Origin of the sequence: Streptomyces sp. NPDC000229, from assembly GCF_040300825.1 — a bacterium.
GTDB lineage: Bacteria > Actinomycetota > Actinomycetes > Streptomycetales > Streptomycetaceae > Streptomyces.
In genome coordinates, this window is the sequence record NZ_JBEPEL010000070.1 from 23,277 (window position 1) to 36,329 (window position 13,053).

Annotated in this window: 12 protein-coding genes and 1 pseudogene; 5 read left to right on the forward strand and 8 right to left on the reverse strand. The window is 71.5% G+C overall.

All coding sequences use genetic code 11. The features are described from left to right. Window positions 1–90: 90 nt before the first annotated feature. Window positions 91–822, reverse strand: a complete 732-nt coding sequence (locus ABT360_RS27220) for an alpha/beta fold hydrolase (protein WP_351821800.1) — start codon at window positions 820–822, stop codon at window positions 91–93. Between the two features lie 341 nt (window positions 823–1,163). Here ABT360_RS27220 and ABT360_RS27225 point away from each other — a divergent pair, with 341 nt between their 5' ends. Further along, window positions 1,164–1,793: a hypothetical protein gene (locus ABT360_RS27225; RefSeq protein ID WP_351821803.1), complete on the forward strand. Its 630-nt coding sequence runs from the start codon at window positions 1,164–1,166 to the stop codon at window positions 1,791–1,793. Window positions 1,794–2,257: 464 nt separating this feature from the next. Beyond that, complete coding sequence (locus tag ABT360_RS27230) at window positions 2,258–2,653, forward strand: hypothetical protein (protein WP_351821806.1); 396 nt, start codon at window positions 2,258–2,260, stop codon at window positions 2,651–2,653. 248 nt (window positions 2,654–2,901) lie between these two features. Here ABT360_RS27230 and ppk2 read toward each other — a convergent pair whose 3' ends face one another. Beyond that, the gene (gene ppk2 / locus ABT360_RS27235; RefSeq protein ID WP_351821809.1) at window positions 2,902–3,897 is read right to left on the reverse strand and encodes a polyphosphate kinase 2; all 996 of its coding nucleotides are present in this window, start codon (window positions 3,895–3,897) and stop codon (window positions 2,902–2,904) included. Between the two features lie 311 nt (window positions 3,898–4,208). Here ppk2 and ABT360_RS27240 point away from each other — a divergent pair, with 311 nt between their 5' ends. Beyond that, complete coding sequence (locus tag ABT360_RS27240) at window positions 4,209–4,742, forward strand: hypothetical protein (protein WP_351821812.1); 534 nt, start codon at window positions 4,209–4,211, stop codon at window positions 4,740–4,742. Between the two features lie 226 nt (window positions 4,743–4,968). Here the strand turns inward: ABT360_RS27240 and ABT360_RS27245 are convergent, their stop codons facing one another. Both ABT360_RS27245 and ABT360_RS27250 read right to left on the reverse strand, forming a co-directional pair. Next, entirely contained in the window at window positions 4,969–6,507 is a 1,539-nt protein-coding gene (locus tag ABT360_RS27245) for an ABC transporter substrate-binding protein (protein WP_351821815.1), read from the reverse strand. Further along, window positions 6,498–8,480, reverse strand: a complete 1,983-nt coding sequence (locus ABT360_RS27250) for an ATP-binding protein (RefSeq protein ID WP_351821818.1) — start codon at window positions 8,478–8,480, stop codon at window positions 6,498–6,500. The genes ABT360_RS27245 and ABT360_RS27250 overlap by 10 nt, the downstream gene beginning before the upstream one ends. A gap of 664 nt (window positions 8,481–9,144) precedes the next feature. Between ABT360_RS27250 and ABT360_RS27255 the strand changes: the two genes are divergently transcribed. After that, on the forward strand, window positions 9,145–9,354 hold the full coding sequence (locus ABT360_RS27255) for a hypothetical protein (RefSeq protein ID WP_351821821.1): 210 nt from the start codon (window positions 9,145–9,147) through the stop codon (window positions 9,352–9,354). 26 nt (window positions 9,355–9,380) lie between these two features. Then, the gene (locus tag ABT360_RS27260) at window positions 9,381–10,052 is read left to right on the forward strand and encodes a restriction endonuclease (protein ID WP_351821823.1); all 672 of its coding nucleotides are present in this window, start codon (window positions 9,381–9,383) and stop codon (window positions 10,050–10,052) included. Window positions 10,053–10,242: 190 nt separating this feature from the next. Here the strand turns inward: ABT360_RS27260 and ABT360_RS27265 are convergent, their stop codons facing one another. The 4 genes and pseudogenes from ABT360_RS27265 to ABT360_RS27280 form a co-directional block, all read right to left on the reverse strand. Next, entirely contained in the window at window positions 10,243–10,476 is a 234-nt protein-coding gene (locus tag ABT360_RS27265) for a ferredoxin (RefSeq protein ID WP_351821826.1), read from the reverse strand. A gap of 4 nt (window positions 10,477–10,480) precedes the next feature. Continuing rightward, the gene (locus ABT360_RS27270; protein WP_351821829.1) at window positions 10,481–11,707 is read right to left on the reverse strand and encodes a cytochrome P450; all 1,227 of its coding nucleotides are present in this window, start codon (window positions 11,705–11,707) and stop codon (window positions 10,481–10,483) included. A gap of 247 nt (window positions 11,708–11,954) precedes the next feature. Next, on the reverse strand, window positions 11,955–12,746 hold the full coding sequence (locus ABT360_RS27275; RefSeq protein ID WP_351821832.1) for an ABC transporter permease: 792 nt from the start codon (window positions 12,744–12,746) through the stop codon (window positions 11,955–11,957). Further along, window positions 12,743–13,053: pseudogene (locus ABT360_RS27280) on the reverse strand (ABC transporter); the annotation flags it as partial. The gene ABT360_RS27275 and the pseudogene ABT360_RS27280, both read right to left, overlap by 4 nt.

Consider the following 13,053-nt stretch of genomic DNA (forward strand, 5'->3'; position numbering starts at 1 on the left):
GCCGGGCCGCCGCCACGAGATGCGGAACATGGCGGTCCTCCCACCGTTGCCGACGGTGGCCGAGTCGGCGAACCCGAGACCCAGGCCCGGTCAGGTGCGGTCGGGCAACTGCAGCGCGAAGCGGCGGACGGCGTCGGTGAACGCATCCGGATCGTCGAAGTTCGCGAGATGTCGTGCCCGCGGGATCAGTTCGACGCGGGCGTGCGGGTGCGCGCGGGCGAAGTCCCTTTCACCGGACCGGAAGACGGTGTCCTTCTCACCGTTCAGAATGAGTACGGGTGCCGCCACATGCCGCATTGCCTGCGCGTCGAACCGGCCCATCACCTCGCTCCAGGCGACCGGCACGGTGTGGAAGGCGTAACCGGTGCGGATGGTCGCCTCCACCACCTCGGGTGGATAGAGCCGGCGCAGCAACCGGTCGTTCCACCGGGTCAGTCTGTACGCCGGTATGCGAGGGACGAGCCCGGCGATCCACCGATACGGCGCCGTCCACGGGCCGCGGGTCGAGGCGCTGGCCCCGGCGAGGACCAGCCCGCGCAGCCGCTCCGGGCAGCGCCGCGCGAATTCCAGCGAGGCGTATCCGCCGAGCGAGTGTCCGACGACGAGAGCCGGCCCGCGGCCGAGTGAGTCCACCGCGGAAGCGATGATCTCCGTCGCGGCGTTCAGGCTCCAGGGCTGAGCGGAGCGGGCGCCGTGGCCCGGTAGGTCGACGGCGGCCAGCGGGAAGTCCTGTGTGAGGGCGGCGACCTGCGGGCTCCACTGTGCTGCGCTGAACCGCGTCCCGTGCACGAAGACGATGGGTGGTGCATCCGCTGCCGTCATGAGCCCCCTCCGGATCCGCCATCTCCTCGGGCCGACTCTACCGGCGGAGCCGTCCCTGGTCCTGAGAGGCACAGATGCCGGCCGGCGGGACGCTCGGACCGGCCCATGAACCTCTTGCCCGCACCCTGTACGTCGTGGGCTCACGACCGCCGCACCACCTCTTGCGCCCGGAGCCCCGGTCTCCGGACCTCAGGCCGCTGACCCTTCCACCGCATGTGCCGCGGGGCCGTACAACAAAGCACTTTGCGTGTACGCGGACGTCGCCGACCATGGACGGTATGAACGCCCCTGCGCCCATCAGCACGCTCGCCCTGAGGCATGTCATACCGCATCCTCTCGAGATGGAGCAGTGGGGGCAGGTACGCCCATTGATCGATGGGCGGGACGTGCTCAGTGAGATCCACCCCGAGGGGGTGGCGAGCGTGTCACGCCGGGACTGGTTCGGCCCGGCCGAGGGGTGGCCGCTGGCGGCCTCGGAGGAACCACGCAGGATCGAACTGTCCAACAACGACTGTGACACCGGCTGTTGCGGAGGCATCTTCGTCACCATCCGTCGTCAGGGTGACCGGGTGGTGTGGTCGTCCTGGGAGAACACGAACGACATCCGTGTCCCCGTCCCCGCCGACATCCACTTCGACGCGGCTCAGTACGACGCCGAACTCGCACGTGCCGCCGCCGACACCGACTGGGAGGAGCCCGTGGACACCGTCGCCCGGCTGCTGACCCGACAACTCGCGGACAGCGGCTGGTTCGAGCGGTGGGGCTGCGTCATGAACCGGGTGGAGCCCCGGCGTGAGGAGCCCGAAGGGGTGGTGGTGTACTTCCGCCGCCGTCGCGACACATGGATGTACGGCGCCGATTTCGCCTACGACCTGCCCGTCACCCGGCACGAACCGGCCGAGGAGCAGGCCCGTCGGTTCATCGGCCTGATCACGGCCGACGACCCCCGAAAGACGGCCGAACCGCTGTAAGGGCGAGCAGGGCCAAGCGCGCACGACACCGGGTCACCGGCCCGCGCACCGCAGGGGAGGAAGGTGTCGCCCGGCGGTGCGCTGGTCGAGCCGAACGACGAGGTGCGGGACCGCCGCGGGGGCGGGCGGTCCGCGGTTCGACCGCCGGCCTGGAAGCCGCCCAACCGTCCAGCCGGCCGCCGCCCCGTCCGCGTGTCGTCGTCTGCGAGCGCCCGTCCGGCGCCCGTCCGGCGCCCGTCCGGCGCCGATCCGGCCGGGCGGGTCGAAGCCTGCGCGACATCGGCGACCCGGTCGAAAGCGGCGCACGGGGAGATGACCGGGCGCCACCGAATCGCGGTCCCCACGTCCGCGCGCCTCCTGTACCAGTCAAAGCGCCCCGTTCCCGGCATTGCGGCTTCGGGACCGGCCCGGGACAGTGGAAGACGCTGTGCGGTCAGCCGACGAAGCACCACAAGGGGGGCCCTGTGAAGTACGCGCGCCAGGAGACGATCCGGCCGGTGGCCACGACAGGGCGACGGGTGGCGGCGATCACGGCCGCGCTCGCCGCAGCCGGCGCTCTGGGGCTGGTGGCAGCGCCACCGGCGAGCGCCGAGGTCAAGGCCACGTGCGGCACCTACATCTGCGTAGCCACGGCCTACCAGGGGCGCGACTACGTCCAGGACATCACGGTCACGACCCGGGACGGCCTCCCGGGGACGCTGCGCGCCTTCGTGGGCGACTACCGGGCGAGCAAGGCCGGGGTGTCGCGGTGGCGGTTCGTCGTCAACCGGGAGATCAGGGCCTATCCGCGGCTGGCGGTCTGCGGAGGGCTGGACCGCAGTGGCAGGGTCATCGAGAACCACTGCGTAATGATTCCCTGACGTCGGCACCGCGGAGAGTCGTCAGCAGTGCCCGCAGTCCCGGGAGTTCGGTCACGCCGGTTATGCGAGCCGAAGTCCGCCCGGACCGCCCGCCCCACGGCGCACGGGAGCCTGAGCCGAGCCCGTACCGCGGCAGCGGCCGTCCCGGTCGAGCGCGCCTCCTGCCGGCCGTGGGGCAGTTGGGGACCTTCCAGGGGTCCGGGTTTGCGGGCCGCCTGGGAGCCACCCGCTACGGGTGAGGCGGTGACTCAGCCGAAGTCGGCGTCCGTGGGGCCGGGCCGGTCAGGGTGCTGTCCCGGCCGTGCGGACGGGCCGGCCAACGGGGTGGGCGAGAGGTCGGCCGGTTCCTCGCCGGGTTCGAGGAGGGTGTCGGCGGCGCCCACGATCAGCGGATCGGGCTCGCCGACGGCCGCCGGGTCCTTCTTGTCGTAGTCGATCCGCGAGAGCAGGCTGCGCATCGCCTCCAGCCGTCCGCGCCGCTTGTCGTTGCTCTTGACCACTGTCCACGGTGCGTGCTCCGTGTCGGTCGCGCGGAACATCGTGACCTTGGCGGTGGTGTACGCGTCCCACAGGTCGAGGGACGCCACGTCGGTGGGCGACAGCTTCCACTGGCGCACCGGATCGACCTGACGGATCGCGAAGCGGGTGCGCTGCTCGGCGCGTGACACGGAGAACCAGAACTTCACCAGCAGGATCCCGTCCTGTACGAGCATGGCCTCGAAGAGCGGGCACTGGCGCAGGAACAGCTCGTACTCCTCCTGGCTGCAGAAGCCCATGACTTTCTCCACGCCGGCCCGGTTGTACCAGGAGCGGTCGAAGAAGACGATCTCGCCGGCCGCCGGCAGGTGGGCGACGTACCGCTGGAAGTACCATTGGCCGGCCTCCCGCTCCGTCGGCTTGTCCAGGGCGACGATCCGGGCACCGCGAGGGTTGAGCCGCTCGGTGAACCTCTGGATCGTGCCGCCCTTTCCCGCCGCGTCCCTCCCCTCGCAGATCACCACCAGGCGGGCTCCCGTGTCCTTCACCCAGCGCTGCAGTTTCAGCAGCTCGATCTGCAGGATGCGCTTGGTCCGCTCGTACTCCGCCCGCCGGATCTTGCGGTCGTACGGATAGTTCTCCTGCCACGTCCGGATCGGCGCACCGGCCGAATCCAGCAGGACCGGCTGCTCCGGCCGGCTGGCGTCCACGCTCAGGCCTGCCAGGAGATCATCCGCCTGCGGCTGCTCAGGGTCCTTGTCCTCCATGTCCCACCCTTACCCGGACCCGCCCGGATCACCGCACCCGCGACCACTGCACCCGCGCCCGGTGCCCAGGCGGTGCCGCCGCCCGGCCGCCGGAGGCCCCGTGCTCATCCCTGCCGGACGCGTACGCCTCCCACAGCTTCCGCATCCCGCGCCGCCACTCGCTCGCTCGGCGCGGGGCTCAGCCATCGGGGCGCGGACGGCCGCGCCGGCCAGTACAGGAACGCCCCCGTGCCCTCCGGTGGCGTCCGTGCCGTCGCGGCGCCGCACAGCTCCGGAAGGAGGATGTCAGTCCCCGTTCCTATGATCACGGCATGCCTGATGCCTTCACCGTCTTGTGGACCCATGACACATGCCGCGCCCTGCGGAGGGCGGGGCGGGTGGGCCGGCGACCGCCCGTCGCCTTCAGCGGCGTGCATTCGTCCCTGCCCGCCTGGTCGGGTGCCCGCTCCGGCGACGAGGTGTACGCGCTGCACGTCAACCAGTGCGTGGTGTACGTGGTGAGCCGGATGCGGATGATCGACATGGAGCGGCGCGACTGCTGCGGCACCGCCCCGGCGACGTGGCAGGACCCGGCGTTTCCCGGGCACCGCGACTGGTCGATGCTCGGTGCCGACGGCTGCGGCGCCGCAGCGGTGCACGTGGACGCGACGCCCGTACGCTTCGACATGCCCATCCCCAAAGACCTTCTCCAGGGACTTGCCTGGCGGAACAGCCGAGGCCGGACCCGCAGCCTGAAGCACGTGGTGGACGGCCGCCTCGAACGCTCGATCGGCCTTCAGGGGTTCTACCGTCTCACCTCCGAGTCCGCTGACGAACTGGCGGGGGTCTTCGGAGACGCCGTATGAACGGCCGGATGTCACCGGGACCGCGGGAGCGGGCCCGTTACGGTGGCGGGCGGGCTCGGTAGCCGCGGCACCATGGGACGGCCGGACAGGGCAGCGTGAGTGCTTCGGCCATGCTGATGCAGAAGGGCCGGGCGCGACACAGGTGCCCTCATGCCCGTGGGCGTGGGATGCGGTTCGCCCTGGCTGCCGGCGCGGCGGCCTGGGGTGGACCGATGCGGGGGCGTGGTCACGGCAGAAGTTTCACGAATCGGTGCCTGCCCCCCTTGTCTGCCGGGTGGGCCGGGTCCCAGGCGCGGAGTTCGACCAGGGCCATGGGGCGGCCGGCGGGTTCGCCGGTGGCTTGGTCGAAGGCGATGGGGCCGCTGACGCCGCGTACGGGGTTGCCGCGGTTGATCTGTCCCAGCTGGTTGCGGACGGTTTGGGCGGTGACCTGGTCCGTGCCGTAGGTCTGGAGTGCTTGGCGGGCGGCGGTGCCCACTGTGTAGACGGCGTCGTGGCCGAGCATCGCCTGGCCGTCGCTGAGGTCTTTCGGTGTGCCGCCGTGGATCCGGAGGTAGTTGTCCTCGAAGGCGGTGTAGGGGCCACCGTCCTTGCCGTAGAGCCGGGTCGGCACCTCGGGGTGGGTGTACGCGGTGTAGTGCACGCGCAGTCCGCTGTCCCGCCAGCGCTTGCCCAGTTCCTTGATCTCGGGGCCGGGTGGTCCGCCGGAGGCGGAGGCGCTGTGGGTGTCGAAGTAGACGCCGACGGTGCTCGACCCGGACAGCACGGTGATGGGGCAGCGCCGGCCGCCTGTGCCCGCGGCCTCTATGAGTCTGCGGATTTCCCGGCCGCGGCCTTCGAAGAACACGGCGTCGGGCGGGTCGGCAGCGTCGCAGATCTTGTTGGCGACGCCGAGCAGTGCGTTGCCGGTGCCTTCGTCGCCGTCGGACCGGAAGGGAATCACTTCGTCGTCGACCTTCAGGCCTGCTCTGCCGGCGGCTGCGTCGAAGCCGGCGTCGAGGGCTGAGTTGTACTCGTCGCCCTTCCTCCAGTCCCTGACTTCCTGGACGCGGTAACCGGGGTTCTTGTCCTGGAGTTGCTTGAGGTAACGCACGGCGGCGGCCGCCTGCATTCTGGCCGGAAAGGACACGCGGAAGAACTCCGGCGGGGTGGAGGCGAGGGCGTCGGCGGCCACCGTCGCGCCTACGGTGGGGATGTGCGCGGCGCGCAGCTTCTCGACGGCGTTCCTGGTGTGGGCGTTGCTCTGCCCTATGCCCGCCACCGCGACCAGGCGGTCTTCGGCGCGGCGTTCGATGAGCGTGGCGGCGGCCTTCTCGGCGTGCGCGTCACCCTTGCCGGTGTTGACGAGCAGCAGGCGGATACGCGGCAGTGTGTCGTGGTCGGAGTTGAGGGCGAGCTGCGCGAGGTGGGCGCCGGTCACGGCCTGGCGGGTGGTCTCCAGGCCGCGGTCCTGGCTGCCGCCCGACATGGATTCCATGTAGGCGACGGTGACCCACCGTTCGCCACTGGCTTCGATTCTGCGGTTCTCCTGGTGGATGCGCGCGCTGATGTCCGCCAGGCCGGGGAAGGCGTACGAGCCGTCGCTCACGCCGACGCATTCACCGCTGTCCGTCTTGTCCACGCCGTCGGCGCACTGCGTCAGGTGACGGTAGACCGTGGTCGCGCCGAAGACGAGGGCGGCGGTGACCACGAGCGCGACGGCGGCTCGCACGCCCCAGTTGGGCGGCGCTTCGGGGAGCCGGATCACACGCTGATTCACTGCCACGGCATCTCCCTGTAGAGGACCGCCTTGTTCAGCAGCACGGAGGTCCAGGCAACGCGGTCGGGCAGGACATGGGTGTCGGCGGACACCAGAGTGTGCAGCCGGGCGTTGATTTCGGTGTACAGCTCCGCGTACGGATCGCCGAGCGGGTCACGGTAGGGGTCACCGGCCCGGTCCGGCTCCAGTGGCTCGGGGGCGATCCAGCTGGCGGCGAGGAGCCGGGTGACGGTGCGCAGGCGCGGGTCGACGCCTTCGTCGCCCAGGTGCCGCACGAACCGTTCGAACGGCCTCCAGGGTCCGGTCAGGGTTCCCGGTGCCTCGCCGCCGACGACGGACGCGGGCAGCGGTGCCCTGCGCAGCCGGGTCAGTTCCGCGTACCAGTCGTTGGGTCCGGCCCGTTCGATGAGGCCGTCGAGGTAGGCGGCGGCAGCAGGCAGGTCGCCGCAGGCCAGGGCGTGGTACGCGGCCGTTCCCGGCTCGTCGAGCCCCTCGGCCTCCACACGCCGCTGGGCGTGTACCGCGGCCGGGTCGTCCAGGGCGTACCGCAAGAGGCGGCGCAGCAGCGGGTGGGGTGTTTCCACGGGGCCGTCGGCCGCCTCGTCACCGGTGTCGAGGTGCAGGGTGCGCAGGGGGTCCGTACAGAAGGTGTTGAAGGACTGCTGGAGGACCACGCCGGACGCCAGCAGCTCCGGGGTGACCTGGGCCTGGGCGAGGTCGGGGGTGACGGAGGCGCGCACCAGGGCCTGGTACAGCTCGCTCTCCTGGTGCTCCAGGCCGAAGGGAAGCAGCCGTTCCAGCAGTCGGCCGGCGAGCCCGCGCGAGGGCGCGAAGATCTGCCGCAACCGCACTTCCCAGGGCACGGCGCGGTCGAACTCGAGGAGTTCGGCCAGTACCTGCCGGGTGCCTTCCGGCTGGCCGCGGGTGATTTCGTACACGGCCCAGCCGAGCCAGCGTGTGCCGTTCTCGACACGGGGCGGGGACATCGCGTCCGCCTCTTCCAGGACGTCCCTGGCCTGGAGGTCGACCTCGGCCCTCGTCAGGTCGGGCAGGCGGCCGACGCTCAGTCCCTGGTCGATCGGCTGCGGGGTGAAGGCGGGGCCGCACTGGGGGCCGATGGGGAGGGCGGGCAGCCCGTGCGGGTAGCTGCCGGCGGTGGCGAGCACGACGAGGGGGTCGGTGGCGGAGGTACGGGCCTCGCGCAGCAGACGCAGGACGTCGCGACCGAGTCGGTTGTCGATGTTGTCCAGGAGGACGAGGCTGCGTACGGCCCAGTCCTTCTTGCGGTAGCAGCGGCGCAAGTCGTCGAGCAGGGCGCGGCAGACGAACTGCTCGGCGAAGCCGCGCTGGCCGGGCGGGCCCTCGTTGTAGGCGCGGTTGAGGGCGACGAGCAGGCCGAGTCCGGCTCCGGCGGTACGGCCGCGCAGGACCGGTGACAGCCTGAGCCTGGTGCGCGCCAGGATGCCGCTCTGCTCGGCGAGCGGCAGCAGTTGGAGTACGTAGCCCACAGCGGCCGGCAGTCCGGCCACCCCTGCCGCGATCTGGACGAGTTGCAGCACCAGGCCCAGCCAACCGCTGCGCGGCCGGGCCAGTTCCGCGCCGACAGCTTTCCTGGCCGCCTCGTCGCTGAGGCCTCTGATCTGGACCGCCAGGGCCTGCACGACGACGTCGAACGCCCGGAACTGCAGTTTCTTCACCTGGGGTTCGTGCTGGGGCAGCCCGGCGGCGATGGCGGCGAGCACGTCGACGGGCTGTTCGTTCCTCCCGGCCCGCTCGGCCACATCCAGCCACGCGCGCGGGACGCCGTGCGCCCAGCCGTACAGGTGCTCCAACAGCGTCGTCTTGCCGCTGCCGCGTGGCCCGAGCAGCAGGGTGATCGGCCGCTGCGAGGCACCGCCCGGCCCGGGCAGCAACAGGGACTCGATGTGCGCCTCGACGGCCCGGTCACGTGCGGACTGTCCCGGCCAGCTTCTCGGCATGGACCGACCTCCCCCGAGGACCCGCGGCGGTGCGGGCCCGTGGTCGAGGGACCATACTCAATCATCTCAGGGGACTTGCCACTTGTGTGGCGTAAAAATCGCCACGAGACCCGTGCCCGGGTTCCGGGCTTGATGACCTGAGGCCCTGTGCCTGTGAGCTGCCGCTGTGTCGCTGCACTGGCCGGATGTGGTGGTCGCCTGTGCGCCAGGTGGAGGGTTTTGGCCGCTGGCGGCCGTGAGGGGGCTGGGCGGGTGCCCCAGGCGGCATCGTCGGGTGACGTGAATGCGGCCTGTCGGCATCCAGCTGGGGCACTTCCTGCGAACAGGTGGCCGAGGCGGATGCTCCGGCAGCAGGTGTCGGACATCGTGCTGGTTTTCGCCGTTCTCCGCGCCCGAACGGTGCTGGGGAAACCGTCCTTCTCGCCGTAGACCGTCGTATCCGAGCCAATGACGGGCCGAGCGCGCCCGCCGGTTCAGGCGACTGCGCAGGTGGGGCGCGTGAGAGCCATGGACGCGCACCGGATGCGCCGTGACGTCCGGTTCGTGCTCTGGACGGATGCGGGCTGTTGACGGTTTCACCGGTTGTGTCAGTGGCCGCTGCTACACCCAAGGGCAGGGAGCGAGCCGTACGCGTGGCTCGCCTGCTGGAGGGGGAGGGCAGAGCATGGCGGGCAAGGTACCGGATGGCTACGTCCGGGTTCGCGGTTATCTCAGGCGCAAGCCGGGTCCCGGCCGGAAGAAGATGAACGGCTGGAGCATCGCGGCGATCGTCGCGGGCGTCTGGCTGTGGGGCCAGGTGGTCGGTTTCGGTGAGGCCACCGAATCACCGTCGCCCGCACCGGCCCCCACCGCCTCGTCGCCGGCAGCACGCTGATGGCGAGGCGGCGGCTGAGGCCGCGTATGCCGCGTGACACGGGGGAGTGGCTGGCGGCTGCGGTCGTCGCCGTGGCCGTGGCGGGGCTGCTCGCACAGAGTGCCGTCGCCGCCTGGACGGCCGCCGTCCAGGCCTGGCCGACCCTCGCCGTGCTCGTCGGCGCAGGCGTGCTCTGTGCGGCCGGCCGTACGGTGGGCTCGGCACGGGCGGCCCGGGCACGCGCCGCGAATCTGGCGCGTCTTCGGCTCACGCTCGGGGAAGTCGACGCGATGAGCGACGCACAGTTCGAGTTCGCGCTCAGGGACCTGCTGGTGCGGGACGGCTGGACGGCCCGCCGCGTGGGCCGGCAAGGTGACCAGGCCGCCGACGTCATCGGCCGGCATCCCGAAACGGGCCGGATCGTCATTCAGGCCAAGCACACCAAGGTGCGGGGCAAGGTCGGCTCGCAGGTCATGTACCAGGTCAAAGGCACCGCCGGCCCGGTGCACGGAGCGGATGTGGCCGTCGTCGTCACCAACGGCGGCTTCACACGCGACGCCAAACGCTGGGGTGAGCAGCACCAGGTGCACTGGATCGACCGCGACCGGCTGCGCACCTGGGCGGAGGCGGGCACCCCTCTGCGTGACCTCTTGGGCCTGCACCGGCGGACGAGACGGTCATCGCCCCTGCGGATCTCCCGTGCGGTCATCCGCAGGTGATCGCTTCAGGCGCCGGGCCAACACGTGGGCGGCAGGGGTGAGTCCGGCGGCCGGGGTGAGTCCGGCGACCGGGGCGGCGAGGCGGTCGGGGCGGCGAGGCCGTCGGAGTACGCACACACGAGAGCCCCCACCGGTGCGCGCGGTGCGCGGGGTGCGGTGCGGGGTTCTCGGTCCGGGAGGTGCACGGTCGCTAGGAGGCCGTGGGTCCCGGGGCGCCGAGGGTGATGGCTCCGGCGGGGCACAGGCCGACGGCCATCCGGGCGGCGGCCCGGTGCGCGGGGGCCGGCGCGGGATGCAGGAGCACCACCAGGCCTTCCTCGTCGTCCTGGTCGAAGACCTGGGGAGCTGTCAGGGCGCACATGCCGGCGCCGGCGCAGCGGTCACGGTCGACGCTCAGGCGCAGCGGCTCTCGTGGGTCGCTCATGGGGCTAGTCCTTGTCCCACGTGACGGGCAGGCTGATCACGCCGTAGATGTTGGAGTGCTCGCGCAGAGGCACCTCCTGCGGCGGCACCGCGAGGCGCAGGGTGGGGAAGCGGGCCAGGAGCGCCGGGAAGGCGACGGTCATCTCGACGCGGGCGAGCTGCTGGCCCAGGCACTGGTGGGCGCCGTGGCCGAAGGCCAGATGCCCGGTGGCCTTGCGGTGGACGTCGAGCCGGTCGGGGTCGGGGAACTTGCGCGGGTCGCGGTTGGCGGCCTGTACGGAAATGGTCACCGTCTCGCCCGCCCTGACGAGCCGGCCCTCCACTTCGACGTCCTCGAGCGCCGAACGTGGCAGCGGGTCGGCCACGCTGAGGTAGCGCAGCAGTTCCTCCACGGTCTGCTCGGCCAGCGCGGGGTCGTCGCGCAGGGCCTGGAGCTGGTCGGGGTTGCTCAGCAGGGCGAAGGTGCCCAGGCCGAGCATGTTCGAGGTGGTGTCGAGCCCGGCGGCGAGCAGTAACCCGCCGATTCCTGCCAGTTCCTCGTCGGTCAGGTCGGAGGTGGTCAGATCGCTGAGCAGGTCGTCGGTGGGCTCGGCACGCTTGGCGAGGACCAGTTCGTTCAGGTAGTGCAGCAGCGCCATATGGGCCCCGCCCTTCGCCTCCGCGTCCGCCGTCTGGTCGAAGAGGGTCGCCACCTGGGTCTGGAAGCGCTCCCGGTCGGCGTACGGCACGCCGAGCAGCTCGCAGATCATCAGCGCGGGTACGGGCTGCGCGAACGCCTGCACCAGGTCGGCCGTGGGCCCGCCGTGCTCCATGGCGTCCAGGCATTCGGTGGTGAACTGCTCGACACGCTGCGTGAGTTGGCGCATACGGCGGACGGTGAACTTGCCGGTGAGCAGGCGCCGGTAGCGGGTGTGCTCGGGGGCGTCGAGGCCGATGATGTCGCCGGTGGGTGCCGGCGGCATCTGCTCGGGCATCCCCGGCATCGGGATCGGCGGATGCATGAGTTCGTAGCGTGAGCTGAAACGCGGGTCTGCCAGGACGGCGCGGGCCGCGGCATGGCCGGTGACCAGCCAGCCTATGTGTCCGTCGGCGTAGCGCATGCGGCGCAGCGGCTTGTCGCTCAGGGCGGTGAGTTCGGCGGGCGGGTCGAAGGGGCAGCCGGTGTGCCGGCCGGTGGGCAGGGTGGGTGGCTGCTCGGTGGTGGCGTCGGCGGCCGTGGGGTCATGCGGCATGGGGTTCTCCTGCGGTCGTCGGGCAGGGTGGAGGTGGTGCGGATCGGTGAAGCGGCTTGAGCGGCGCGGCGGTTACCGCGTCGCGCGGGTGTGGAACGTGCGGTGCGACGTTCCGGCCGGTCATCCGGTGGGGCGCACGCCCGGCAGGGCGGCCGGGGGCGGCGGGTCCGGCGTACACCGACACGGGCGCGCCGGATGCCGTCCCGGGCGGAGGAGCCGCGGGAGGTGGCCCGCGTGCTCACGCCGGTTACTTCGGGTCGCGGTGGAAGGCCGCCTTCGACCAGAAGTAACCGAGCACGGTGAGTCCCAGGCACCAGCTGACCGCGAGCCCTCCGTTGTGGCCGATCTCGCTGCCGAGCAGCAGGCCGCGCAGGGTCTCGATGGCGGGCGTGAACGGCTGGTACTCGGCGATCGGCTGGAACCAGCCCGGCATCGCGTGGACGGGGACGAAGGCGCTGGAGATGAGCGGGAGGACGATCAGCGGCAACGCGTTGTTGCTGGCGGCCTCGGCGTTGGGGCTGGCCATGCCCATGCCGACCGCGATCCAGGTGAGCGCCAGGGCGACCAGCGCGACCAGCGCGAACGCGGCCAGCCACTCCAGGGCCGTGGCATCCGTGGACCGGAAGCCGATGGCCACGGCGACGGCACCGACGAGGACCACGCTGACTATCGACTGCAGCACGCTGCCGACGACGTGCCCGATGATGACGGAGCCACGGTGAATCGCCAGCGTACGGAAGCGGGCGATGATGCCCTCGGACATGTCGGTGGAGACGGACACCGCCGCCCCGACCACGGTGCCGCCGATGGTCATCATCAGGATGCCCGGGACGATGTAGGCGATGTACTCGGAGCGGTCCGCGCCACCGCCGCCGATGCCCGCGCTCATCACGTCGCCGAAGACGTAGACGAAGAGCAGCAGCATAACGATCGGCGTGAGCAGCAGGTTCAGGGTGAGGGACGGGTAGCGCCGCGCGTGCAGCAGGTTGCGGCGCAGCATTGTGCTCGAATCGCGCACGGCGAGGGGCAGGGAGCTCATCGGACAGCCTCCTCTGGCTGGTTGGTCCCGGGGCGGCCGGCGCCGCCGGTCAGGGCGAAGAACACGTCGTCGAGGTCGGGGGTGTGCACGGTCAGCTCGTCCGCCTCGATACCGACCGCGTCCAGCCGGTCGAGGATGGCGCGCAGCTCGCGCTGGCTGCCGTCGCTGGGGATCTGGAGCGCGAGCGCCTCGTCGGTGGGGGCCCCTCCGCTCGAGTGGAGCCGGGGGTGGGGGAGGGTGACCTCGCCCAGTGCGGAGGCGGCGGACTGGTACGCGGCCGGGTCGGAGAAGCGGAGCCGGACGTGGC

Excerpts from the sequence above, each read along its gene's own strand:
- ABT360_RS27265 (WP_351821826.1), bottom strand. The coding sequence starts at position 10,476 with ATGAGCGACCCACGAGAGCCGCTGCGCCTGAGCGTCGACCGTGACCGC.
- ABT360_RS27225 (WP_351821803.1), top strand. The coding sequence starts at position 1,164 with ATGGAGCAGTGGGGGCAGGTACGCCCATTGATCGATGGGCGGGACGTG.
- ABT360_RS27255 (WP_351821821.1), top strand. The coding sequence starts at position 9,145 with ATGGCGGGCAAGGTACCGGATGGCTACGTCCGGGTTCGCGGTTATCTC.
- ABT360_RS27240 (WP_351821812.1), top strand. The coding sequence starts at position 4,209 with ATGCCTGATGCCTTCACCGTCTTGTGGACCCATGACACATGCCGCGCC.
- ppk2 (WP_351821809.1), bottom strand. The coding sequence starts at position 3,897 with ATGGAGGACAAGGACCCTGAGCAGCCGCAGGCGGATGATCTCCTGGCA.
- ABT360_RS27270 (WP_351821829.1), bottom strand. The coding sequence starts at position 11,707 with ATGCCGCATGACCCCACGGCCGCCGACGCCACCACCGAGCAGCCACCC.
- ABT360_RS27260 (WP_351821823.1), top strand. The coding sequence starts at position 9,381 with ATGCCGCGTGACACGGGGGAGTGGCTGGCGGCTGCGGTCGTCGCCGTG.
- ABT360_RS27275 (WP_351821832.1), bottom strand. The coding sequence starts at position 12,746 with ATGAGCTCCCTGCCCCTCGCCGTGCGCGATTCGAGCACAATGCTGCGC.
- ABT360_RS27250 (WP_351821818.1), bottom strand. The coding sequence starts at position 8,480 with ATGCCGAGAAGCTGGCCGGGACAGTCCGCACGTGACCGGGCCGTCGAG.
- ABT360_RS27220 (WP_351821800.1), bottom strand. The coding sequence starts at position 822 with ATGACGGCAGCGGATGCACCACCCATCGTCTTCGTGCACGGGACGCGG.